Genomic DNA, 21,798 nt, shown 5'->3' with positions numbered 1-21,798 from the left:
GCCGACCAGGGTAGGAGGAGGCTCGGACATCGCCGCGGTGCCCCGCGGAGAAGCGGCGAGACTCAGGCCCCGCGGGCTCGCCGCCGCCGTGACGAGAGGTCCGCCACGCCGAGCACGAGGGCGAGCGCGAGGAACAGGCCCACCGAGACCATCCCCAGGGCGTAGGCGTCGTGGTAGACGTCGATCCGCGGCGTTGATCCGCCTTCGAGGCGGTACACCGTCGAGTAGAACAGCGACAGCGCGACGGCGGTTCCGACCGCGGTGCCGATCCGCTGCACGAGCTGACCGACGGAGCCCGCCAGGCCGCCCTGCTTCACGGGGATGTCGGCGAGGGTGAGGGTCTGGTTGGGCGAGATGACGAGGCCACCACCGAAGCCCCCCACGGTCAGAACTCCCGCCATCGCGAACTCGACGATCCCGGGCGGCACGAAGTACGCGACGAGAGCGAGTGCGACGACGGCCGAGAGCATGATGATCAGACCGCCCACGACGAGCGGGCGTCCGACGCGCGTCACGATCCTGCCTCCGACGTACGAGGCACCAGCACTCGCGACGGCGAATCCGATCGAGACCATCCCCGCGAACACCGGCTCGAGGCCGACGCCCAGCTGCAGGAAGAGCGTCGTCAGCAGGAACATCGCCGGCAGAGCCATGAAGTAGACGGCCTGGATGAGGGTGCCGTTGCGATACGACGAGATGGCGAAGAGCTCGAGCGGGATCAGCGGATGCTTGCCGGGTGCCGCGTACCGCCGCTCCCACCACACGAACAGGGCGGCGAAGACCCCGAAGGCCACGAGCGACCACCAGCGCTGCGGGTCGTCGCCCTGCGCGCCCGTGGTGAGCAGGAACGGCACCAGGAAGGCGATCACGACGAGCGCGAACAGCAGCAGACCGACCGGGTCGAGCTGCAGCCGGGCCGGTCGCGATTCCCGGGTTCTCGGGAGCAGCCAGATCACACCGGCCAGGACCGCGACGGTCAGCGGGACGTTCATCCAGAAGATGTAGCGCCAGCCGTCCTCGGCGCCCCCCAGCGCGATCATGAGGCCCCCGAGCATCGGGCCGAACGCCGTCGAGATGCCGATCGTTGCCCCGAACAGCCCGAAGGCCTTGCCTCGCTCAGCCCCCTGGAACATCTCCTGGGCCAATCCGATCACCTGCGGCATCTGGATGCCGGCGGCGACGCCCTGAACCAGCCGTGCCGCCAGGAGCACGTCCGTGTTCGGCGCGAGCGCGCACACGACGCTCGTCACGGTGAACAGCGAGAGCCCGATCACGAACAGTGCGCGCCGTGACCGCTGATCGCCGATGCGTCCCGCCGGTACGAGCGTCAGCCCGAACGTGAGGACGTAGCCCGACACGATGAGCTGGAGCTCGGTGGAACCCGCACCGAAGGCCTGCTCGATCGAGGGCAGCGCGACGTTGACCTTGGTCAGGTCGAGGATCGTCAGCGCCGCGACGGCGACGCAGACCCAGAAGGCCCGCCACCGCTGGTGCACCGACAGCGGGATGCTCGCCGTGTCACTCATCGTGGGTCAGGGTATGCCCGCACGAGCGCGGCAGGCCCGCCCTTGCACTCTCGGGCCGAGCGTCGTACAGGGCACCGCCTCGACACGACGAATGCCCCGGGGTCCCACCCGGGGCATTCGTACCGTCATCCGTCAGTCGGCGGCGAGATCGTCGACGATTCGCGCGATCTCGTCGTCGCCGACACTCAGGCCGACCTCCGAGACGCGCTGACGCACGTACTTCTCGACCGTCGCACGGTTCTCGCCCGGGAGATCCGCCCGCAGCTGCGCGACGAGCCCGTCGAGGCGCTCCTGCTCGGTCGTGTCGTGCATCGACAGCGCGGGGCCGTCCTGCACGCCCGGAGGCGAGACCGGGGTGTCCTCCTTCGGAGGCGTCACGTCGCCGCCGGCGCCCGCAGTGGTCGACCGCGTGCCGCCGCGGCCGGTCTCGGGCGCGTCCTGCGTCGCGGAGTCAGAGACGCTCGAATCGATCTCGTCGGCCTGACCGCTCATCGCTGCTCCTCCTCGTCTGCCTGCTCGTCGGTGACGAGGTCGGGGTCCAGGCCCTGCTGGATCTCGGCGCTCTCGACGAAACCGTCGGGGCTGTCGCCATCGGGCATCGGGACGTCGGCGGGGCTGTCCGCGTCGCGCACGGCGTCGTCCTCGGCCTCGCTCGCGGCGAGCGACGTGGCACCGGCGCCGTCAGGATCGACGACGCCCTCGGGTAGATCGCGGTTCATGACTGTCTCCTTCGATCGATCGCCCCAGTCTGGCCCCGGCGTCCTCTCGCGAGCACCGTCTTGACAGCCGCGCGGCAGGAGACGTATCTGCGGCTTCGCGGGTCAGCGCCGCGGCTGCAGAATCCCCGCGCGATCGGGGTGCGCCTCGAACCAGTCGGCGACGTACCAGCAGACCGGGCTGATCGTCCGGTCACCGAGCGCCTCGATGTCGGCGACGGCGCGCTCGACGACCTCCGCCGCATAGCCGTGCCCGCGGAAAGTCGGAATCGTGTACGCGCGGGTGAGCGCGACCGTGCGCCCGTCGTCGCGGTAGTCGAGCACGCTGACGAGGTCGTCTCCCCGGTGCAGCGTGTAGCGGGAGGCATCCCTCTCATGCGTGAAGGTCAGATCGCTCATGCGCCCACGCTACGCCCGGCCGGTGGCAGCGAGGCCAGCCAGGCGTCGATCTCCGAGCGATCGCGCAGCCGCACGATGCGCTCCCCCGCGGCGATGCGCCCGAGCATGCGCTCGCGCGTGACGGGATGGTTGGTCCACGCGAACCGGATGATGTTCCGCTCCGGATGCCATCGGAAGAGATTCGCCGCGCGCTCGCGGTTGCCGTGCCAGAGCTCCTCGCGCCGCACCACTCGGCGCAGCGTGCGCCCGACGACCTGGCGCATCACCCGTCGGCGCGGCAGGTCGAGCCACACGACCGTGTCGGCGCCGTCCGGCGATCCCGGGTCGAGCATGTCACCCAGGCGCGACGTCCAGTTGCCGTCCGCGACCCACCCGTCCGGATGCTGCCGCACGAACTCCCGGACCCGGGCTCGGGCCTCGTCGAGGTCTCGCATCCGCCAGTTCGCGTCCCAGAAGACGGCATCGAGCTCGAGCCGAGGCAGCCCGGTCCGCGCCGAAACTCGGTCCGCGAGCACGCTCTTCCCCGAGCCGGAGGTGCCGACGATACGGATCCGCGTAGCCACGATCGTGCACCGTAGCGAGGATTGAGCAATCTGTCACATTCCGTCATCGAAGGACGCGCGGCGCTGGTGTGTTTGACACATCCGGACACGGATCGTCATAATCAACCCCATGACTGACATCGCACGCACTCTGTCCGCCCGGGAGGCGAACGGAACTGCCGACATCATGATGATGTCGCAGCGTGCTGTCATGTGTTGCCGAATGTGCCGCTGACAGGTGAACCCCGCCTGATCCTCTGCCGCTTCTGAACGCGGCCGCGGATCCCCGAGTTCCGGTGGCCCGGCCCACAACGCCGACATCCGGATGCTCGCTCACCGGCCCCCGCTGGGCCTCACGCAACGCACACCCGAACCCGCCGCAGGCTGACAGCCCGGGTTCACGTTCCGAGGACGAACCTCCCATGTCGAACACCGCTCTTCTCGCCCCCGCCGCCCCCGCTCGCCACCTTCGCGCCGTCGAGACGCCTCCCCCGGCGCCCGCCGCGGCGACCTCGACCGCACCCCGTGGCTTCGCTCTGTACGTCGGCATCGACGAGGCCAAGGCCGCCGCCGACGGCGTCTCGCTCTCGACCCTCGTCGAGGCGCTGCGCCGCACGCTGGGTGAGCTCGCCCCCCACGCCGAGACCTACGCGACGGTCGCCCTGGCACCGGTCGGCGCCGGCGGACGCGACGTCGACGTCGTCCGCCTCGCCCTCCACGAGCCCAGCGCGGTCGCCCGCACGAAGCAGGACGTTCCGGCGGAGGACCACGTCCCCGGCGGCGTGACCGTCGACATCTCGCGCAAGCGCGTCTTCATCGACGGCGAGTCGGCGGCCTTCACCTTCAAGGAGTTCGAGCTGCTGCAGTACCTGGTGCTCCGCGAGGGGCGCACCATCGAGCGCTCCGAGCTCGTCGAGTCGCTGTGGAGCAACGGTTCCGACGACGAGGCGCCGGGCGAGCGCACGATCGACGTCCACGTCCGCCGGCTGCGTGCGAAGCTCGGCCGCTATGAGGACATCGTGCGCACGGTGCGCGGCGTCGGCTACCGGTTCGACCGCCACGCCGACGTGGTCATCCGCTACGGCCACGGCACGCCGTCGCCCGACCGCTTCTGATTCGCGCCGCGTCACCCCGACGCCGATCGACGTCGCTCACGGCGGGATGTCGGAGGTTCCGACGTAGGGTGTCGGCATGAGCGCGGTGACGACGGGACGGATGCCGGGTCGCCGCCCGGCGATCCACGAGCGCGATGCCGCGCCGCCGTCATCCCGCCCGATCGAGACCGAGTACCGACCGGCTGCGCCGATCGACATCGCCCGCGCGGTACGTCACCAGCAGCACGGCGCCCACGATCCCACGATGACGGTCTCAGGCGACGTGATCTGGCGCGCCAGCCGCACGCCGCGCGGCGTCGCGACGCTCGCCCTGCGGGTGGGCCGCTCGCTCGTGAGAGCAGCCGCCTGGGGTCCCGGCGCCCAGTGGGCGATCGAGCAGCTGCCGCGGCTGTGCGGCGCACACGACGATCCCGAAGGGTTCGACGGGACGCGGCATCCGCTCATCGCCGACATCCACCATCGGCATCCCGACATCCGCCTGGGCGCGACCGACCTCGTCTTCGACGACCTCGCGAGCGCGATCTTCGAGCAGAAGGTGACGGGCCTGCAGGCCTTCGGCGCTTGGCGCGCGATCGTCACCTGGTACGGCGAGCGCGCGCCGGGACCGACGCCGCGTCCGATGTTCGCGCCGCCCGCGGACTGGCACCTGATTCCGAGCTGGGCGTGGCATCGCGCCGGCCTCGAGCCGCCGCAGTCGCGCACCGTCGTGCGCGCGGCACAGCGACGGGCGTCGATCGAGCGCGCGGTCGCCGGTGCCCGCGGCGGCGACGAGCACGAACGCATCCTGACCTCACTGCCAGGGGTCGGGCCGTGGACCTCCGCGGAGACCCGCATCCGCGCCTTCGGCGATCCCGATGCTGTGAGCGTCGGCGACTACCACCTGTGCCACACCGTGGGCTACGCCCTGACGGGCCACCGCGTCGACGACGACGGTATGCTCGAACTGCTCGAGCCGTGGCGGGGCCACCGGCAGCGCGTCATCCGGCTCATCTACGCCGGCGGCGTGTTCGAACCGCGCCGCGGCCCGCGGCTGCATCCCGAAGACCACCGCGACCGCTGACCCGCGCGGCACCGTAGGCTCGGGGTATGGCGAATCGGGGATGGCAGCGCGGACACACCTATTGGGCGCTCGGCGCCGCCCTCGTCTTCCTGCTCGGCATCGTGTTCGGCCTCGTGATGAACAACGTGTGGCTCGGCCTCGTGCTCGCCGCGGCGATCTCGGTGGGATGGCTCATCGCCTACGAGTCGCGCCGGGGACGCAACGAGGGCGTCTACGACCGCGACGACGACGGCGCGCAGCTCTGACCGCCGCGCAAGCCGCTTCACCTGACACTTTCCGCCCCCTGCACGCGCCGGATGCGGCCACAACTGCCAGGCGAAGCCCTCTCGGTGCGCTGCGGTCAGCGGAAGTACACGGCGAGCGGGTACTCGCCGTCGTCGCGGACCGCGATCGGCGTCTGGAACACGCTCTCCAGCACGTCGGGGCGCATGATCTCGCGCGGTGTCCCCGCGCACGCCACCTTTCCCCCGGTGAGGGCCACGATGCGGTCGGCGTAGGCGGCGGCGAAGTTGATGTCGTGGATGACGACGACGACGGTCTTGCCCAGCTCATCCGCCGCACGCCGCAGCTGCCGCATCATCCCCACGGCGTGACGCATGTCGAGGTTGTTGAGCGGCTCGTCGAGCAGGATGCAGTCGGTGTCCTGCGCGAGCACCATCGCGACGTAGGCGCGCTGGCGCTGCCCGCCGGAGAGCTGATCGAGGTAGCGGTGCGAGAGGTCCTCCAGATCGAGGAAGCGCAGCGCCTCGTCGACGTGGCGCCGGTCGTCGGGAGTGAGGCGTCCCCCGGAGTGGGGGAACCGCCCGAAGCCGACGAGGTCGCGCACCGTGAGCCGCGTGACGAAGTGGTTCTCCTGCCGCAGGATCGACACCACCCGCGCCAGCTCGCGGCTCGGGGTGCGCGCGACATCGAGACCGCCCACCGTGACCGTACCCGTGGTGGGCTCGGTCAAGCGCCCGACGATCGTGAGCAGCGTGGACTTGCCGGCGCCGTTGGGCCCGACGAGGGCGGTCACCCCGCCGGCCGGGATCTGGAGGTCGATGGGACCCAGCACGCGCAGGCCCCCGTAGGACTTCGAGACGTCGGTGAGGGTGATCACAGCGCGCCCTTTCGCAGCAGGTAGACGATGAAGAAGAGGCCGCCGACGAACTCGATGATGACCGTGAGCATGCCCGCGGCGTAGAACACGTGCCGCAGCACGAAGTAGCCGCCGAGGAGCGTCGCCATGCCCAGCAACGCGGCGAACGGCAGGACCACGGCGTGCCGGGACGATCCGGCGAGCTGGTAGGCGAGGGTCGCGACGATGAACCCGAAGAAGGTCATCGGGCCGACGAGCGTCGTGGAGACCGAGATGAGCACGGCCACCAGGATCAGCAGGACGGTGACCTCGCGCTTGTACGCGAGGCCGAGGTTCGTGGCGACGTCGCGCCCGAGGGTCAGCACGTCGAGACGTCGGCGGCGGCGCCACACCACGACGAGGACGATCGCGACGATCACCGCGGCCCATGGCAGGTACTCGGGGTTCGAGTTGCTCAGGTTGCCGAGCAGGCGCGCCGAGAGGAGGTCGAAGTCGCTCGGAGTCAGCAGCCGCTGCATCACCGTCGAGAGCGAGCCGAAACCGACCCCGAGCACGATTCCGATCAGCAGCATGATGTGCAGGTTTCCCCGCTTGCCGGCGAAGAGCCACCCGTAGAGGAGCGTCGCGAACGCCACCATCAGCAGGCTCTGGAGGGCCACCTTGGCGAGCCCGTCGGTGGCCGCGAGCGCAGCTCCCCCGAAGAAGAACACCAGGCCGGTCTGCATCACGACGTACAGCGCGTCGAACCCCATGATCGAGGGCGTGAGGATGCGGTTGCCCGTCGCGGTGTGGAACAGCACCGTCGCGACCGCCTGACAGCAGGCGACGATCGCGACCGTCGCCACCGTCGTGACCCGGAGCTCCACGGCGAGCCAATAGCCGCGCTGCGCCGGATCGAGAGGGATGTTCCAGGTCAGCAGCAGGACGGCCGCCGCGGCGACCATGATGACGAGAACGACGAACCGCAGCCACACCCGCGGCCGGACAGTGCCGCGCAGCGTCTCAGCCATCGTGCCCTCGCTGCCGCAGGAGCAGCACGACGAACACGGCAGCACCGAGGACGCCGAGAATCATCGAGACGGGCACCTCGAACGGCATCCGGATGACGCGGCCGACGATGTCGCAGACGACGATGACAGCCACTCCGCCGAGACACACCCAGGGGAGGTTCGCGCGGAGATTGTCTCCCCGCCACATCGACACGAGGTTGGGCACGACGAGCCCGAGGAAAGGCAGGAACCCCACGACGACGGTCGTGACGCCGGTCGCGACGGCGACGAGGGCGGTGCCGAGGAGGAGCACCCGGTCATAGTCGACACCGAGCGTCGTCGCGACATCCTTCCCGAGGCTCGCCGCCGTCAGCCGGTCGGCGAAGAGCGCGACGAGCACGACGACGATGCCGACGACCCACAGGACCTCGTAGCGACCGCGGACGACGGCGGTGAAGCTGCCCATGAACCACGTGCCCAGCATCTGCAGGGCGTTCGCACTGACCGCGAGGTAGGTCGTGAAGGACGAGACGACGGCACCGAGCATGATGCCGATGAGCGGCACGATCAGCGACGAGCGCAGCTGGATTCGACGCAGGATCGCGAGGAAGACCATCGTGCCGACGAACGCCGCGAGGCTCGCGAAGAGCATGCGTACGACCAGCGGAGCGTCCGGCACGAGGAGCACCGTCGCGAGGAGGCCGAGCGCTGCCCACTCGGTGGTCCCGGTGGTGGTCGGCTCGACGAAGCGGTTCTGCGTCAGCAGCTGCATGACGAGGCCGGAGACGGCCATCGCGCAGCCCGCGAGGACCAGCGCGAGTGTGCGCGGAATCCGGGTGATCCACAGCATCTCCGAGCCGACGCCGTCCGAGGCGAGGTCGTAGACGCCGACGAAGAGGGAGAGCACGACGAGACCGGCCACGACGGTGATCGCGGCCGGGAGGGCGAGACGCCCGCGGATGCGGGCGGGGGCGGTGAGCGCAGTCATGACCGATCGCGGCGCCCCGGCAGGCAGTACCGGACGGGGCACCGCGCAGGACGATCAGGCCGCCGCGGCGAACGCCGTCGCGATGTCGGCGTAGAGCTTGGTGTACGCCTGGATGCCCTCGTCGAGGTAGAAGCTCGGTGCGAGGTAGACGATCTGCCCCTTCTGCACGGCGGGCACGTTCTGCAGCGCTTCGGACCCCTCGATGAGCTCCTTCGCCGAGACATAGCCGTCCTCGCCGAACATGGCGTCCCGGTCCAGCACGATCAGCCACTCGGGGTTCGCCGCCGCGATCGCCTCGACGCTGATGTCGTCGCCGTGCGAGGCGTTCTCCGCTCCGCGATCGATGCCGGGGACGAGTCCGAGCGTGGGGAAGACGGCACCGACGCCGCGCCCCTCCCCCGGGGCCGCGAACGAGATCTTGCCGCCCGAGGTGAGCAGGCCGACGACCGTGTCGGTGTCGTTGTAGGCCGCCTTCGCGTCGGCGACGGCGCCGTCGAGGGCGTCGGCGAGCTTCTTCGCGTCAGCCTCCCGATCGAAGACCTGTCCGAGGATCTCGACCTGGCGCTTCAGCTCGGCGACCTGCTCCTCGCCCTCGCGAGCACTGGTCTCGATCGTCGCGGGCTGGATCGCCGTCAGGTCGTCGTAGATGTCGCGGAAGCGGTACCCGCCGACGATGAGGTCGGGCTGAGCCGAGATGATCGCCTCGAGGTCGGGCTCGCGGTGCAGCCCGACGTCGAGCACGTCGTCGCCCCCGGACAGGTTGGGCCACAGGTCGTACATCAGCGGCTTGGGTGCCGCCACGAGGTCGATGTCCCAGTCGCTCAGCGTCTGGAACGTCGTGTTGTCGAGCGCGACGACGCGTTCGGGGGCGACGGGCACCTCGATCTCGCCGTGGTTGTCGGTCACGGTGACGGTCGTGGCCGAGGTCGCGTCGCCGTTGGGCGCGGCATCCGGGCTCGCCGACGACGCGCACCCGGCGAGGCCGAGCGCTGCGACGAGCGCGATCGAGACGAGTGCGGGACGGCGGATGGCATGGCTCACGTGACGTAACTCCTGGTGCGGTGCGTATCGGATGCTGGTCGACGGGCGACCGGATGCCGGGATCGAGACCCCGACGGCTGTGTAGGTTAGCCTAACCTTCATGTCCGCCTCGACCGCAACCCCCTCGTTCCGGATCGCTCGCCGAGCGCTCGACCTGCGTTTTCGCTTCGTCCGCCTGGCAGCCCGACAATGGCTCACTCCGGCCTATGTCCGGGTGCGGCTCGAGGGCGCCGATCTGCGCGATTTCGATTCCCCGGGGTGCGACGACCACGTGCGTGTGTTCTTCCCCGAGGTGGCGCCCGAGAGCATCGACGAGATGCGTGCAGCGCCGAGCCGCGAGTACACCCCGCTCGCCTGGGACGCCGATGAGGGCTGGCTCGACCTCGAGTTCGCCCTGCACGGCGACGGCGTGGCTGCGGACTGGGCGGCGACGGCGGAGATCGGGTCGACGATCGGCATCGGCGGACCGCGCGGATCCGCGGTGCTCACGGGGCACCCCGACGGCTGGTTCCTGGCCGGAGACGAGACCGCGGTCCCCGCGATCCGGCGGTTCGCCCATCACATGGATGCCGCTGCCGTCGGGCGCGTGCTCATCGAGGTGCCCGACGCCGATCACGAGCTGCCCATCTCCACGCCCCCGGGCGTCGTCGTCGAGCAGGTGCACCGCGGATCGGCATCCGCCGGCGCTCCCCTCGCCGCTCGTCTCGCCGCGCTCGGCGACGATGACCGACCGGACGGCGCCCTCTTCGCTTTCGTGGCGGCCGAGCAGTCGATCGTGCGCTCCGCTCGAGCGCTGCTCCTCGACCGCTGGCGCCTCGATCCCGAGCAGATCACGGTGAAGGGCTACTGGAAGCGGGGCGAGCCCGAATATCACGCACCCCACTGACGCGCACGGGTCGGTTCACCTGACACTTCTGGCCCCTTCCCCGCGCGGGATGGGGTCAGAACTGACAGGCGAAGACTGCGCCGCTCCGCGACGCTCCGCTAGCATCGCGGGATGGAGGCCGTCTCGACAGCACCGCTGCCGAACGCTTCGCTGCCCCAGGCCATGCGCCGTTTCGTGGTGCACGCCTTCCGCCTGCGCGGGCGCGCCAGCCGCAGCGAGTACTGGTGGTGGATGGCCGTCGGCTTCACGGCCGCCGTCGTCTTCCTCCTCGTGATCCCGCGGATATTGTCGGGGCGCTGGCCGCAGCTCGACCTCGGGCTGCACCCCTTCGGCTGGTGGGGATGGCGCGGGATCGAGCTCTTCGGGCCGATCGCTCCGACCGATCCCCTCTCGACCCTGGTGGCGGTCTACCTGTGGACCTCGACCGTGTGGGTGGTGACCACCTTCATCCCGGGTTTCACCGTCGCGGTGCGGCGGCTGCACGATTCGAACCTGTCGGGATGGTGGGGGCTGCTGAACCTGATGCCCATCGGCGGGTTCGTGCTTCTCCTGCTCGCCCTGCGACGGTCGCGCCCCGAGGGCGCGCGTTTCGACGGGGACGCCGCGCTGCTCGAGCGCGCCGCGGGCTGGGCCCCGACAGGGGTGGCGTGATGTCCCTCCTCTCCACGCTCCCGATGCTGCTGTCGGTCATCGGCGCCCTCTCGCTCGGCGACTCGAGCGGGCTCGCAGCGGCGACCGCGGTGGCGCTGCTCACGATCGCGATCGCGGTCGCCTCGATCGCGGGCGCCGTCACGGCGACGGGGGCGGCGGGCTCGCGGCGCCCCCACCCGCGGCGATCCATCTCGCCGTCGACTCTGCTGGCGCAGAGCGACCCGGACGCTCCCGGGAGACGGCGCCCCCGCGCCCCGGGGCTCGCGGCCTCAGCCGCGTAGCCACGTCCGGAACGGCTCCACACGCGCGCACCCGCACCGCAGGCCCCGTGCATCGCGCCGTCCGGCGTCCCCTCGCGGCTGACCCCCCGTGCTCAGCTTCGTCGATCGGACTCTCCATGGACCTGTACTCCTTCCCGCCCATCGCCGCCGCGCTCGACGCCGTGGCCTCGATCCTCGCCGCACTGACCGCGGCGCTCGAACCCGCGCTCGGCGACCTCGCCGCCGCGGCATCCGTCATCCTCATCACCGTCGTCGTGCGCACAGCACTGATCCCCGCGGGCGTCGCCCAGGCGCGAGCGGATCGCGCTCGTGCACGCCTGGCGCCGCGGCTGCGCGAGCTCCAGCAGCGATACCGGACCGACCGCGAGAAGCTGCAACGCGAGACGCTCGAGCTCTATCGCGACGAGAACGTCTCGCCGACGGCAGGCTGTCTGCCGCTGCTGGTGCAGGCTCCCGTCGTGGGGCTGCTGTACGGGGTGTTCATCCATTCGACGATCGCGGGCCACACCAACGGGCTGCTCGCCGAGACGCTCGCCGGGGTCCCCCTCGGGTCGAGCCTGGCGGGCACCGTCGCGTCGGGCACACTGCCGCTCGCCGCCGCCCTCGTGTTCGGCGCCGTCATCGCCTCGATCGCGCTCGTCGGCGAGCTGACGCGGCGAGCCTTCCGGGTGACGGATGCTCCGGCCGCCCTGTCGGGGGTGCTCGGGGTCGCGCAGTTCGCGACCGCCATCGTCGCGGTGTTCGTTCCGCTCGCGGCGGGCCTGTACCTGGTCGTGACGGTCGCCTGGACGCTGGCGCAGCGGCTCATCCTCCGTCGCATCCTCCCGCCCGTCGCCGCGTGAACCCGTTCATCTGACAGGAGTGGCCCCCTCCCACGCGGGGAAGGGGCCACTTCTGTCAGGCGAGCGCCGCAAGGCGCGACTGAGACGCGACTCAGGCGCGCGCGGGCAGGTTCTCCTCGAGGAACGCGAAGACCGTCTCGTACCAGACCCGCGCGTTCTGCGGCGAGAGGATCCAGTGGTTCTCGTCGGGGTAGTACAGGAACCGATGCGGGCTCGTGCCGTCCTCGGCGGCGTGGTGCTCGTTGAGGTCGGCCCACAGCCGCAGACCCTCGCCGATCGGCACCCGGTAGTCACGGTCACCGTGGATCACGAGCATCGGCGTCCGGATGTCGGCGACGAAGCGATGCGGCGAGTTGGCGACCGCACCCTCGGGGCTGAAGATGCTCTGCCAGTACGGCGCGAAGTCGGTCGTGCCGGCGAACTGGTCGAACGCCCACAGGCTCGCGTGGGTCACGATCGCGTCGAAGCGGTCGGTGTGACCCGCCACCCAGTTCGCCATGTAGCCGCCGAACGATCCGCCCATCGCGGCCGTCCGGGTCTCGTCGATGTCATCGCGCGCGACAACCGCATCCGTGATCGACATGAGGTCGGTGAAGGGCGCCGCGCCCCACGCGTCCCACCCGCGCGCGATGAAATCGAGCCCGTAACCGGTCGACAGCGCCGGGTCGGGCAGCAGCACGGCATAGCCTCGGGCCGCGGCCAGCAGCGGGCTCCACCGCCAGCTCCACGCGTTCCAGCTGTTGAGCGGTCCGCCGTGGATCCACAGCAGAAGCGGCGCCGGGGTCGCGGCATCCGCCCCCTCGGGCAGCACGAGCCAGCCGCGCACGCGGGCTCCGTCATCGGCGGTCGTCTCGACCTCGACCATCGAGGCGGTCGTAGCCGGCGACGGCGCCGGGTTCGCCAGCGGCGTGACAGAGCCGTCGGCGGCGACACGGACCGGATGCGGCGGCGTCATCCAATTGGAGCGGAGCGCGATGACGTCCGTGGTGCCCGAGACCGGCTCGACGTGCGTGTACGCGAAGTCGTCGTGCGTCGTCTGCGCGACGGCGCCCCCGTCGATCGGCATGCTGAAGACCGGTCCGCGTCCGTCGTGGTCGGCGGTCACCACGAGCGCCGCGTCGTCATCGGAGAATCGGATGCTGCTCGGCCAGCGGTCCCAGTCCGAGGCCAGGCGCTGCGCGTCGGCGCCGTCGAGGGCGCTCGCCCACAGCTCGTGATCGGCGGGCCCCGCGGGGGTGGACTTCGCCGTGCGGACGTAGGCGACACGGGCGCCGTCGCGGCTGATCGCGGGCATCTCGATGTCGACGTCGACCTCGTCGCGGATGACGCGCAGCTCGCCCGTCGCGGTGTCGATCGCGACGAGACGGTACCGGGCGTCACGCCCCTGCGGCTCGGGCACCGAGGCGACGAGGGTCGCACCGTCGGGCGTGAGCGCCATACCCGCTGTCGAGGCCGCACGACCACGAAGCAGGATGCGCGGGCGCGGCAGCCCCGCGGGGTAGGGCTCGTCGGCAGCCTCCCCTGCTTCGGCGCCAGTGCCGACGACCTCGTCGACGGCCTGGTCGGCGGTCGCGATGACGGCGGGCGCGTCGCCCAGCTCGCTCAGGTCGAGGGCGAACAGCGCGGGCTCGTGCGGACCCAGGTCGTGGTCCCAGTACCGCACGGGGTAGGTGTCGTGGATGATCGCGGAAACCTTGAGCTTCTTCCGCTCCGCCCGCAGCTTCGCGTCGGCCTCGATCGTGGCGGCCTCGGGGCGCAGCGACGACGCGATCACGATGCGGTCGGAGTCCGCAGCGGTGACGACCGCGGAGACGCCGCCGGCCAGCCGGGTCACCGGGCGCGCCTCGCCGCCGGCGGCCGGAAGCAGCCAGAGCTGAGCGGGTGCGCCGTCCGCGGCGTCGTTGTCGGGGCGGGCCGACACGAACAGCAGATCGCCGGAGGAGGTGAACACGGCGCCGGACTCGCCGGTCGTCGAGCGGGTCAGGCGTCGCGGCGCACCGGCGCCATCGGCGGGCACCGACCACAGCGAGCGCTCGTAGCCGGTGCGGTCCTTCGTGAGGGTCGCGACCGTCAGCACGACGTGCGAGCCGTCGGGCGCGGTCGCCGCCGCGTCGATGCGGGGAAGGGCGTAGTAGTCGTCGAGAGAGTCGAACGGCGTCGTCATGCCTCCACGCTATCCGGCGCGTGCTACATCTCCTCGTGGGTGTCGGGGTCGCCGTCCCAGAGCCGGCCGCGTTCGAGGGCGCTGATCGCCGCGATCTCATCGCCCGACAGCAGGAAGTCGAAGACGTCGGCGTTCTCGCGCTGGCGGACCGGGTCAGCCGACTTCGGGATCGGGGTCGACGACAGCTGCGTGTGCCAGCGCAGCACGACCTGCGTTCCAGTGACACCGTGGGATGCCGCGATGTCGGCGATGACCTGCTCGTTCAGCAGCTCGCTGCGCCGAGCCAGGGGGCTCCAGCTCTCGGTGCGGATGCCGTTCGCAGCGTGGAACGCGCGCAGGCCGGCCTGCGGGAAGTAGGGGTGCATCTCGACCTGATTGACCGCCGGGGCGACTCCAGTCTCCTCGATGAGGCGGGCGAGCATCGGCTCGGTGAAGTTCGACACCCCGACCGACCCGACCTGCCCCTCGTCGCGGAGCGCCAGCATCGCGCGGTAGGTCTCGAGCCACTTGCCCTGGCTCGGGTTCGGCCAGTGGATGAGGTACAGGTCGATCTTCTCGACGCCGAGCCGGCCGAGCGAGCCTTCGGCGCTGCGGATCGTCTCGTCGAAGCCGTGGTCGCGCCCCGGCACCTTGGTCGTGATGATCAGCTGGTCGCGGATGCCGCTGCGACGCACGGCTTCCCCGACCTCCGACTCGTTCTCGTAGTTCACCGCCGTGTCGAGCAGCCGGTAGCCGGAGTCGATCGCGGCGGCGATGGCGTCGATGCCCTCGGGGCCGCGCAGGTTGTAGGTGCCGAGCCCGAGCTCGGGGAAGTCGGAGCCGTCGTTGAGCGAGACCGTGGGAATCGTGACCATGCCGCACACGCTACGCCGTCGCCGTGGTCTTCGGTGCGGGCTTGCGCAGAACGATCCCGTCGCTCAGCGGGCGAGGAACTCCTCGATGACCGTCAGCACTCCCGCCTCGGTGTGCGAGGGGGCACTGTAGCGGGCCATGGCCGCGATCTCGGGGTGCGCCTCGGCCATCGCGTACGAGTAGCGGGCCTGCTGGAGCAGTTCGAGGTCATTGAGGTAGTCACCGAACGCCATCGTGTGCTCGGGGCCGACCCCGAGCGTCTCCTGCAGACGGGACAGCGCCCGCCCCTTGTTGACCCCGGGGTTCATGATGTCGACCCAGTGCTGCCCCGACACCACGACCTGGTGCGTCTCGCGGAGATCGAACAGCTCGGGTGCGACCGAGTCCTCGGCGAGCGCGAAGTCGTAGACGGCGAGCTTGAGGATCTCGTCGTCGACCGAGGTCAGGTCGTCCACGACAGCGAGCTCCGCGTAGTACTTGTCGGCCTCGGCGAAGAAGGCTGCGTCCGCGCGCTCGATGTAGGCCGACCGCTTGCCGCAGACGACGAGGCCGACATCGAGGTGGTCGAGACCGCGGATGCGGCGGACGACGGATGCCGCGAACGCGGGGTCGACGGCGTCCGAGCTGACCTCGGCGCCGTCTCGGACGACGTACGCACCGTTCTCAGCGATGTAGTCGAGCTCGACCGGCGCATCCGCGAACTGCCGGCGGAGCGTCGCGAGCTGGCGTCCGCTGGCGGGAGCGAACACGATGCCCCGATCGCGCAGCCGCGGCAGCAGCCGCCACAGTCCCTCGGGGATGCGGCCGTCCGCGTCGAGGAGCGTGCCGTCCATGTCGACGGCGATCAGGCGGATGTCGGGAGAGGTCACTCCCCCATCCTCTCCGACACGACCGGCGGCTGCGGCCGCGCGCCCCCGGGGGATAACCCGAAAGGGAGTCTCCGGGCGGCTCGCCTGCGCGGCACCCGGCCGCGGTCCTAGCGTTGAGCCATGACCACCGCCGTCGCCAGCACCGCCCCTCCATCCCGTGCTCTGACCTGGTTGCGCCCGCTCGGAGCGCTCGCCCAGCTCGCCGCCCTCGGCTTCGCGGGCACCGCCGTGTTCACCGTGCTCCTCACCCTCATGGCGACGGGGATCGGCCTGACTCCGGCACTCGGACTCGGCCTGCCGATCCTGGTGGGTTTCGTCTACGCGCTCTGGCTCACCGGCTGGCTCGAATACGCCCGCGTCGACGGCCTGTACGGGTGGGGCCTGCCCTCGCTTTCGCCGCGCAGCAGCGGCCGGCCCGGGTTCGGCGGCTGGCTCCGCACGGTCTGGCTGCAGTTCACCGACGGCCGGATGTGGCGCGGGATCGCCCACGCAGCGATCTCGACGGTGCTGGGGCTCATCGCGCTCAGCCTGTCCGGACTGCTCGCGTCGGGCTTCGCCCTGATCTTCGCCCCGCTCTACGCGGAGCAGACCGTCACCGTCGCCTCGACCTGGATCAGCGTTCCCCGCGAGGGCGCCGTCGTGGCCGGGGTGCTCCTGGTCCTCGTGCCGGCAGCCCTCCTCGTGGGGATCACCCTTCTGCACGGCATCCTCGCCAAGGCGATCCTCGTCCCCTCGCGCGAAGCGCAGCTGGTCGAGGCTGCCCGCACCGCGGGGGTACAGCGCGAGGGCGCGGTCCGCGCCGGTGAGCTCGAGCGCACCCGCATCGAGCGCGACCTGCACGACGGCGTGCAGCCGCGGCTCGTCTCGGTGGGCATGACGCTGGGACTCGCCCAGCAGAAGATCGACGACGACCCGGACGCCGCGAAGGAACTGCTTGCCGAGGCCCACACCTCGACGAAGGCCGCGATCACCGAACTGCGTCAGCTCGCCCGCGGCATCCACGCCTCGGTGCTCGACGATCGCGGACTCGACGCGGCACTGTCCGCCCTCGCCGCCCGCTCGCACGTGCCCGTCAGCCTCGACGTACGGGTCGACCAGCGGTGCAGTCGCACCGCGGAGGCGGCGGTGTACTTCGCGATCGCGGAGTCGCTCACCAACGCTGCTAAGCACTCGCGGGCCGGGGAATGCCGCGTGGTGGTCCGTCACCGCGACGATCACACCCTCTGGGCGCGGGTCGAGGACAACGGCGTCGGTGGAGCCCGGGTCATCCCCGGAGGCGGGCTCGACGGCATCATCAACCGCATCACCGCCGCGGGCGGCACGACACGCCTCGACAGCCCGGCCGGTGGACCGACCGCTCTGGAGGTGAGCGTCCCGTGCGCATCCTGATCTGCGAGGACTCAACGCTGCTGCGCGAGGGGATCGCCCGGCTGGTGGCTGACTCGGGCCACGAGGTCGTCGCGGCCCTCCCCGATGCCGACGGTATCTCCGCCGCCGTGGCCGAGACCCAGCCCGACCTCTGCATCCTCGACGTCCGGCTGCCGCCGACGTTCACCGACGAGGGCATCCGCGCGGCCCTCGCCCTGCGTGCCGAGAACCCCCGGCTGCCCATCCTCGTCCTGAGCCAGTACGTCGAGGAACGCTACGCGAGCGAGCTCATCACCTCGCAGGGGGCGGCCCTGGGCTACCTCTTGAAAGACCGCGTGGCCGACGTCGGCGAGTTCCTCGCGACGATCGAACGCATCGGCGCGGGAGCCACGGTTCTCGACCCCGAGGTGGTCGCGCAGCTGCTCATGCGCCGATCGCGCGACGAGCGGATGTCGCGGCTCACCGAACGCGAGCGGACGGTGCTCGCCCTCATTGCCGAAGGGCGCAGCAATCAGGCGATCGCCGCCGCGATGTTCCTCAGCGAGGCGAGCGTCGAGAAGTACATCACCTCGCTCTTCCAGAAGCTCGACCTCGAGCAGGACGAACACGGAAACCGCCGCGTGCTCGCCGCTCTCGTCCATCTTGAACACGGCGGCTCACAGCCGCAGAACGGAGCAGTGCGATGAGCACGACCCTGACCCCGCCTCCTACCACGCCGCCGGGAGCCCCCGACGGGCCGCCGTCGGCGGGCGGGCCGTCCCCGACGGGGCCGACGTCGACGCCGTCGTCCGCCGCTCGCGTGATCGCCGGGCTCACGATCGCCGCAGGCGCGGGCCTCCTCGTGTTCAGCGCCGGAACCAGTGTCGTGTCGACGGTCGTCAGCGGCGGCACCGCGACCTCGACGATCTCAGCGCCGACCACGGGTGTGAGCATGCTGGAGATGGATGCCGCGGCTGCCGACGTCGAGGTCTCCTTCGGCGATGTCGACGAGGCGACCCTCACCGTGACCGGGACGGGAGGCGCCGAGGCGTGGGAGCTCGCCCGCGACGGCGACCGCCTCGTGGTCGACTCGGACCGTGACTGGTGGAGCGGATGGCGCCTGTGGGGCGGAACGTCGCGGGCGACGCTCGTCCTTCCCGACGACCTCGCGGGACTTGACGCCCAGCTGACCGTGGGGGCGGGGGCCCTGCGAGCGGACGGGGAGTTCGGCGCTCTCGCGCTGCGCGCCGATGCCGGGTCGATCGATACGGCCGGCTCCGCGACGAGCCTCGACACCCGAGTGTCCGCCGGACGCGTTTCGGTCGAGCTCGACGGGGTCCGTGAGGCGACCGTCGACGTCAGCGCCGGCCGGGTGTCGGGCTCCCTCGCGGGCACCGCTCCGACGTCGGTGACGATCGCCGCCGAGGCGGGCGGGGTCGACCTCGCGCTCCCCCGTGGTGAGTACGCCGTCAGCTCGACCCAGGAGGCAGGCTCGTTCGTCAACGGCCTGACCGAAGACCCCTCGTCGCCCAACCGCGTCGAGGTCCGGGTCTCGGCGGGGTCGGTCGTCCTTCGGGAGGGTCGCTGAGGGTCCTGCCGCGATCCTGAACGATCACTATGCAGCGCTGATGAGAACGGCCCAGCCGTTGCATCCCGTTACCTGGTCGTTATAACTTCGAGGCACGCAGTTCCCCCCAACTGCGCGGTGTGATCTCTGGTGCAAGGGATGACAGGGCCGGTCGACGATTCTGAGTCGACCGGCCCTTCTCACATCAGGCTGGCGGTCGCCGCGGTCGTAGGCTGGCCCGGTGCGTGCGTTCACCGGTCATGTTCCCGGGTCGCCCGCTTACCGCCGGCTCATCGCCGGGTTGTTCTTCGCCGGCGTCGCGACCTTCGCGCAGTTGTACTCGCCCCAGGCGGTCCTCCCCTTCATCGGCTCGGAGTTCGGGGTCGAACCGGCCACCGCCGCATTGGCGGTCTCGGTCTCGACGCTCGGTCTCGCCGTCGGCGTCATCCCCTGGTCGGTCGTGGCCGACCGCATCGGTCGCGTGCCCGCGATGGCGACCGGGGTCATCGCCGCGACCGTGCTCGGCCTGCTGGCCCCGCTCACCCCGACGCTGCCGCTGCTGCTCTCCGCCCGGCTGCTCGAGGGTGTGGCACTCGGGGCCGTGCCCGCCATCGCCCTCGCCTATCTGTCAGAAGAGGTCGACGCCGCCCACACCGCGACGGCAGCCGGCAGCTACATCGCCGGCACCACGATCGGCGGACTGCTCGGAAGGCTCGTCGCTGGCCCGTTCGGCGACGTCGGTCTGTGGCGCGGCGGCGTGTTCGCCGTCGCGGCGGTGTGCGCGGCGTCGGCCGTGCTCTTCCTGTGGCTCACCCCGCCGGCCCGCGGCTTCGCGCCGCAGCGCTCGGCGGGCGTCACGGGCCCGTCTCTGGTCTCCCGGCTCGCGACGAACCTGCGCGACCGCCGCCAGCTGTCGCTCTACGCGCAGGGATTCCTGCTCATGGGCGGCTTCGTCGCCGTGTACAACTACCTCGGGTTCCACCTCGTCGCGCCGCCGTACTCGCTGCCGCTGTGGATCGTCAGCTTCCTCTTCCTCGCCTACCTCGCCGGGACCGTAGCCTCTCCCTGGGCCGGGTCGCTCGCGGGGCGGTTCGGGCGTCTGCCGGTGCTGCTGGCGGCGCTCGCGGTCATGGCGATCGGCATCGTCGTGACGGCGGTGCCCCACGTGATCGCGGTGCTCGTGGGGCTCCTGATCCTCACCGCCGGCTTCTTCGGCGCCCACGCGATCGCCTCGGGCTGGGCTCCCGCGGCGGCGAGGCCGGAGACGCGCGCTCAAGCCGCGTCGCTGTACTACCTCGGGTACTACGGTGGCTCGAGCCTGTTCGGCTGGCTCCTGGGATATGCCTTCCACGACCTCGGCTGGGCCGGTGTCGCCGGATGCACCCTGGTGATGGTCGCCGTCGCCGGCCTGCTCGCGGTGCTCGGGCTCAGGGCGCCGCGTCAGCCGGCCTGACCGGGGTCGGGCCCGGCAGCGCAGCGGCGGCAGCCTCGGGCTCCGGCGGCGCTGCGTCGGCGTAGGCCCGGCTCAGTCGCCGGTACTGCGGCGAGAGGAACGCGAGCAGCACCACCACGAGCATGAGCGCGCTCGCGGCGACGAAAGCCAGGGCGATGCCCCGCGCCTCACCGCCGCCGAGGAGCCAGCCGAAGCTGCGCTCACCGGCATCCGTGCGCATGAAGGGAATCAGACCGAACTGCGCGAGCGGTCCGACGAGGTACGCCGAGATCGGCGAAGCGGCCGACTCGACCGACGCCGCGAAGCCGAAGACGCGGCCCTGGGTCTGGAACGGCACGACGCGCTGGATGACGGTCTGCTCGGCGGCCTCGGCTGCGGGCATGAGCATCATGAACACGAAGATCCCCAGGGCGTATAGCCACCACAACTCGCGGATCGCGAAAGTCATCCCCAGCACCGCGACGCCGACGTTGACCAGCAGCATGGTGCGCACGGGGTTACGGCCGAGACCGCGGGCGGCGACCAGCGCGCCGCCGACGATGAACCCCGTGCCGGTGACCGCGAGCACGATCCCCCACGCCTCGACGGTGAAGAGCGTCAGCCCGTATGGATCCATGAGCGCCATGAACACCCCGCCGACGAGGTTGTTGAGGGTCGTGAACAGGATCAGGGCCAACAGCCCCGGGACGGATCGGATCGCCGGAACGACGCCGCGGAACGTGAAGGCCGGTGCCGCGGCCTCGTGCGATGCGGCGATGCCGCGCTCGGGGATCGACACGAATGTCAGATGCGCGAGGGCCAACGCGGTCGCGGACACCGCGATCACGACGGTCCAGCCCATCCCGAGGAGGCCGATCGAGAGACCGGAGAAGACGCTCGTGACGATGAACGCCACACCCTGCACCGTTCCGACGAGGCCGTTCGCCCGGTCGCGGCGGTCGCTCGGCACGAGAAGGGTCACGGTGGTGGACAGCGCGATGTTGCGCAGGTTCTCCACGACTCCCCCGACGAGGATCAGGCCCGCGAACACCCAGAACCAGGGGCGCCCCCAATCGACGAGGATCGACTCGGGAAACAGCAGGTAGACCGCGCCGGCACCGAGATAGGTCGCCAGGGTGATGAGGCTCGAGAGCACCATCACGGCCTTCTTCTTCATGTGGTCGACGAGGGCCCCGAAGACCACCCCGAACACGGCGACGAGCAGCATGTACGAGCCGCCGATGATGGATGTCGCCAGGACGTTCTCCGTGGCGAGGTAGGCCCAGAACGTCAGGGCGAACCAGAGGAAGCTCGAGGTCACGTTCGCGAGCAGAGTGTTGCCGAGCACCTGGTGGAACGCGCGCATGCGCGAGGTCTCCAGCGCGCTGAGCGGGGCGGTCATGGGACGAACAGTAGACCCGCTCGCGGACACGGAGAAGAACGCGTTTCGGGT

General features: G+C 70.9%; 24 protein-coding genes. 11 read left to right on the top strand and 13 right to left on the bottom strand.

All coding sequences use genetic code 11. From position 1 onward, the window contains the following. Positions 1–62: 62 nt before the first annotated feature. The 5 genes from O1W71_RS07970 to O1W71_RS07950 all read right to left on the bottom strand — a co-directional run bounded on the left by O1W71_RS07970 (position 63) and on the right by O1W71_RS07950 (position 3,204). Positions 63–1,526: an MFS transporter gene (locus O1W71_RS07970; protein ID WP_269267341.1), complete on the bottom strand. Its 1,464-nt coding sequence runs from the start codon at positions 1,524–1,526 to the stop codon at positions 63–65. 132 nt (positions 1,527–1,658) lie between these two features. Beyond that, complete coding sequence (locus tag O1W71_RS07965) at positions 1,659–2,018, bottom strand: hypothetical protein (protein WP_269267340.1); 360 nt, start codon at positions 2,016–2,018, stop codon at positions 1,659–1,661. Then, on the bottom strand, positions 2,015–2,245 hold the full coding sequence (locus O1W71_RS07960) for a hypothetical protein (protein WP_064956107.1): 231 nt from the start codon (positions 2,243–2,245) through the stop codon (positions 2,015–2,017). Before O1W71_RS07960 ends, O1W71_RS07965 begins: the two co-directional genes overlap by 4 nt. 102 nt (positions 2,246–2,347) lie before the next feature. Beyond that, a complete protein-coding gene (locus tag O1W71_RS07955) occupies positions 2,348–2,641 on the bottom strand; it encodes a GNAT family N-acetyltransferase (RefSeq protein WP_112616677.1) in 294 nt (97 codons plus the stop codon). Further along, positions 2,638–3,204, bottom strand: a complete 567-nt coding sequence (locus O1W71_RS07950; RefSeq protein WP_258524630.1) for a toxin — start codon at positions 3,202–3,204, stop codon at positions 2,638–2,640. The genes O1W71_RS07955 and O1W71_RS07950 overlap by 4 nt, the downstream gene beginning before the upstream one ends. A 401-nt stretch (positions 3,205–3,605) precedes the next feature. Here O1W71_RS07950 and O1W71_RS07945 point away from each other — a divergent pair, with 401 nt between their 5' ends. The 3 genes from O1W71_RS07945 to O1W71_RS07935 all read left to right on the top strand — a co-directional run bounded on the left by O1W71_RS07945 (position 3,606) and on the right by O1W71_RS07935 (position 5,603). Continuing rightward, the gene (locus O1W71_RS07945) at positions 3,606–4,298 is read left to right on the top strand and encodes a winged helix-turn-helix domain-containing protein (RefSeq protein WP_269267339.1); all 693 of its coding nucleotides are present in this window, start codon (positions 3,606–3,608) and stop codon (positions 4,296–4,298) included. Between the two features lie 76 nt (positions 4,299–4,374). Next, on the top strand, positions 4,375–5,358 hold the full coding sequence (locus tag O1W71_RS07940; protein WP_442924039.1) for a DNA-3-methyladenine glycosylase family protein: 984 nt from the start codon (positions 4,375–4,377) through the stop codon (positions 5,356–5,358). A gap of 26 nt (positions 5,359–5,384) precedes the next feature. Next, entirely contained in the window at positions 5,385–5,603 is a 219-nt protein-coding gene (locus tag O1W71_RS07935; RefSeq protein WP_112616669.1) for a hypothetical protein, read from the top strand. 95 nt (positions 5,604–5,698) lie between these two features. Here O1W71_RS07935 and O1W71_RS07930 read toward each other — a convergent pair whose 3' ends face one another. Genes O1W71_RS07930 through O1W71_RS07915 form a run of 4 tightly spaced genes read right to left on the bottom strand, consistent with a single transcriptional unit; the run spans position 5,699 to position 9,454 of the window. Further along, on the bottom strand, positions 5,699–6,457 hold the full coding sequence (locus O1W71_RS07930; protein WP_269267337.1) for an iron ABC transporter ATP-binding protein: 759 nt from the start codon (positions 6,455–6,457) through the stop codon (positions 5,699–5,701). After that, the gene (locus O1W71_RS07925; protein ID WP_269267335.1) at positions 6,454–7,446 is read right to left on the bottom strand and encodes an iron chelate uptake ABC transporter family permease subunit; all 993 of its coding nucleotides are present in this window, start codon (positions 7,444–7,446) and stop codon (positions 6,454–6,456) included. Before O1W71_RS07925 ends, O1W71_RS07930 begins: the two co-directional genes overlap by 4 nt. Continuing rightward, positions 7,439–8,413, bottom strand: a complete 975-nt coding sequence (locus O1W71_RS07920) for an ABC transporter permease (RefSeq protein ID WP_269267334.1) — start codon at positions 8,411–8,413, stop codon at positions 7,439–7,441. The genes O1W71_RS07925 and O1W71_RS07920 overlap by 8 nt, the downstream gene beginning before the upstream one ends. A 54-nt stretch (positions 8,414–8,467) precedes the next feature. Then, complete coding sequence (locus O1W71_RS07915) at positions 8,468–9,454, bottom strand: siderophore ABC transporter substrate-binding protein (protein ID WP_269267332.1); 987 nt, start codon at positions 9,452–9,454, stop codon at positions 8,468–8,470. A 100-nt stretch (positions 9,455–9,554) separates the two neighbouring features. Between O1W71_RS07915 and O1W71_RS07910 the strand changes: the two genes are divergently transcribed. The 4 genes from O1W71_RS07910 to O1W71_RS07895 all read left to right on the top strand — a co-directional run bounded on the left by O1W71_RS07910 (position 9,555) and on the right by O1W71_RS07895 (position 12,114). Continuing rightward, positions 9,555–10,340, top strand: a complete 786-nt coding sequence (locus O1W71_RS07910; RefSeq protein ID WP_269267331.1) for a siderophore-interacting protein — start codon at positions 9,555–9,557, stop codon at positions 10,338–10,340. 111 nt (positions 10,341–10,451) lie between these two features. After that, the gene (locus tag O1W71_RS07905; RefSeq protein WP_269267330.1) at positions 10,452–10,991 is read left to right on the top strand and encodes a DUF805 domain-containing protein; all 540 of its coding nucleotides are present in this window, start codon (positions 10,452–10,454) and stop codon (positions 10,989–10,991) included. Further along, positions 10,991–11,272, top strand: coding sequence for a DUF6412 domain-containing protein (locus tag O1W71_RS07900; RefSeq protein ID WP_269267329.1), 282 nt, complete (start codon positions 10,991–10,993; stop codon positions 11,270–11,272). Before O1W71_RS07905 ends, O1W71_RS07900 begins: the two co-directional genes overlap by 1 nt. A gap of 116 nt (positions 11,273–11,388) precedes the next feature. Next, on the top strand, positions 11,389–12,114 hold the full coding sequence (locus O1W71_RS07895) for a YidC/Oxa1 family membrane protein insertase (RefSeq protein WP_269267328.1): 726 nt from the start codon (positions 11,389–11,391) through the stop codon (positions 12,112–12,114). 91 nt (positions 12,115–12,205) lie between these two features. On the opposite strand, the gene O1W71_RS07890 is transcribed toward O1W71_RS07895, so the two are convergent. From O1W71_RS07890 to O1W71_RS07880, 3 genes are all read right to left on the bottom strand, one after another. Next, entirely contained in the window at positions 12,206–14,278 is a 2,073-nt protein-coding gene (locus O1W71_RS07890; RefSeq protein ID WP_269267327.1) for a S9 family peptidase, read from the bottom strand. A 23-nt stretch (positions 14,279–14,301) separates the two neighbouring features. Then, positions 14,302–15,132, bottom strand: a complete 831-nt coding sequence (locus O1W71_RS07885; RefSeq protein ID WP_112616649.1) for an aldo/keto reductase — start codon at positions 15,130–15,132, stop codon at positions 14,302–14,304. A gap of 63 nt (positions 15,133–15,195) precedes the next feature. After that, positions 15,196–15,999 carry a Cof-type HAD-IIB family hydrolase gene (locus O1W71_RS07880; protein ID WP_269267325.1) on the bottom strand — a complete coding sequence of 268 codons (804 nt, stop codon included), beginning with the start codon at positions 15,997–15,999 and terminating at the stop codon, positions 15,196–15,198. Positions 16,000–16,119: 120 nt separating this feature from the next. Here O1W71_RS07880 and O1W71_RS07875 point away from each other — a divergent pair, with 120 nt between their 5' ends. From O1W71_RS07875 to O1W71_RS07860, 4 genes are all read left to right on the top strand, one after another. Then, complete coding sequence (locus O1W71_RS07875) at positions 16,120–17,388, top strand: sensor histidine kinase (protein ID WP_269267323.1); 1,269 nt, start codon at positions 16,120–16,122, stop codon at positions 17,386–17,388. After that, the gene (locus O1W71_RS07870; protein ID WP_269267321.1) at positions 17,376–18,053 is read left to right on the top strand and encodes a response regulator; all 678 of its coding nucleotides are present in this window, start codon (positions 17,376–17,378) and stop codon (positions 18,051–18,053) included. The genes O1W71_RS07875 and O1W71_RS07870 overlap by 13 nt, the downstream gene beginning before the upstream one ends. Next, on the top strand, positions 18,050–18,934 hold the full coding sequence (locus tag O1W71_RS07865) for a hypothetical protein (RefSeq protein WP_269267319.1): 885 nt from the start codon (positions 18,050–18,052) through the stop codon (positions 18,932–18,934). Before O1W71_RS07870 ends, O1W71_RS07865 begins: the two co-directional genes overlap by 4 nt. A 220-nt stretch (positions 18,935–19,154) precedes the next feature. Next, a complete protein-coding gene (locus O1W71_RS07860) occupies positions 19,155–20,366 on the top strand; it encodes an MFS transporter (RefSeq protein ID WP_269267317.1) in 1,212 nt (403 codons plus the stop codon). On the opposite strand, the gene O1W71_RS07855 is transcribed toward O1W71_RS07860, so the two are convergent. Then, a complete protein-coding gene (locus tag O1W71_RS07855; protein WP_269267315.1) occupies positions 20,341–21,747 on the bottom strand; it encodes an MFS transporter in 1,407 nt (468 codons plus the stop codon). The two genes, O1W71_RS07860 and O1W71_RS07855, sit on opposite strands and share 26 nt — an antisense overlap. Positions 21,748–21,798 lie beyond the last annotated feature (51 nt).

The sequence above is a fragment of the Microbacterium sp. H37-C3 genome, assembly GCF_027157935.1.
GTDB classification, from domain to species: Bacteria; Actinomycetota; Actinomycetes; order Actinomycetales; family Microbacteriaceae; genus Microbacterium; species Microbacterium plantarum.
The sequence above is the reverse complement of the archived record's forward strand: the minus strand, read 5'-3'. Positions and strand labels throughout refer to the sequence as shown.

What these genes read in the sequence shown, in the direction of transcription:
- O1W71_RS07970 (WP_269267341.1), bottom strand. Translation starts at nt 1,526, where the DNA reads ATGAGTGACACGGCGAGCATCCCGCTGTCGGTGCACCAGCGGTGGCGG.
- O1W71_RS07965 (WP_269267340.1), bottom strand. Translation starts at nt 2,018, where the DNA reads ATGAGCGGTCAGGCCGACGAGATCGATTCGAGCGTCTCTGACTCCGCG.
- O1W71_RS07960 (WP_064956107.1), bottom strand. Translation starts at nt 2,245, where the DNA reads ATGAACCGCGATCTACCCGAGGGCGTCGTCGATCCTGACGGCGCCGGT.
- O1W71_RS07955 (WP_112616677.1), bottom strand. Translation starts at nt 2,641, where the DNA reads ATGAGCGATCTGACCTTCACGCATGAGAGGGATGCCTCCCGCTACACG.
- O1W71_RS07945 (WP_269267339.1), top strand. Translation starts at nt 3,606, where the DNA reads ATGTCGAACACCGCTCTTCTCGCCCCCGCCGCCCCCGCTCGCCACCTT.
- O1W71_RS07940 (WP_442924039.1), top strand. Translation starts at nt 4,375, where the DNA reads ATGAGCGCGGTGACGACGGGACGGATGCCGGGTCGCCGCCCGGCGATC.
- O1W71_RS07935 (WP_112616669.1), top strand. Translation starts at nt 5,385, where the DNA reads ATGGCGAATCGGGGATGGCAGCGCGGACACACCTATTGGGCGCTCGGC.
- O1W71_RS07925 (WP_269267335.1), bottom strand. Translation starts at nt 7,446, where the DNA reads ATGGCTGAGACGCTGCGCGGCACTGTCCGGCCGCGGGTGTGGCTGCGG.
- O1W71_RS07920 (WP_269267334.1), bottom strand. Translation starts at nt 8,413, where the DNA reads ATGACTGCGCTCACCGCCCCCGCCCGCATCCGCGGGCGTCTCGCCCTC.
- O1W71_RS07910 (WP_269267331.1), top strand. Translation starts at nt 9,555, where the DNA reads ATGTCCGCCTCGACCGCAACCCCCTCGTTCCGGATCGCTCGCCGAGCG.
- O1W71_RS07905 (WP_269267330.1), top strand. Translation starts at nt 10,452, where the DNA reads ATGGAGGCCGTCTCGACAGCACCGCTGCCGAACGCTTCGCTGCCCCAG.
- O1W71_RS07900 (WP_269267329.1), top strand. Translation starts at nt 10,991, where the DNA reads ATGTCCCTCCTCTCCACGCTCCCGATGCTGCTGTCGGTCATCGGCGCC.
- O1W71_RS07895 (WP_269267328.1), top strand. Translation starts at nt 11,389, where the DNA reads ATGGACCTGTACTCCTTCCCGCCCATCGCCGCCGCGCTCGACGCCGTG.
- O1W71_RS07890 (WP_269267327.1), bottom strand. Translation starts at nt 14,278, where the DNA reads ATGACGACGCCGTTCGACTCTCTCGACGACTACTACGCCCTTCCCCGC.
- O1W71_RS07885 (WP_112616649.1), bottom strand. Translation starts at nt 15,132, where the DNA reads ATGGTCACGATTCCCACGGTCTCGCTCAACGACGGCTCCGACTTCCCC.
- O1W71_RS07875 (WP_269267323.1), top strand. Translation starts at nt 16,120, where the DNA reads ATGACCACCGCCGTCGCCAGCACCGCCCCTCCATCCCGTGCTCTGACC.
- O1W71_RS07865 (WP_269267319.1), top strand. Translation starts at nt 18,050, where the DNA reads ATGAGCACGACCCTGACCCCGCCTCCTACCACGCCGCCGGGAGCCCCC.
- O1W71_RS07855 (WP_269267315.1), bottom strand. Translation starts at nt 21,747, where the DNA reads ATGACCGCCCCGCTCAGCGCGCTGGAGACCTCGCGCATGCGCGCGTTC.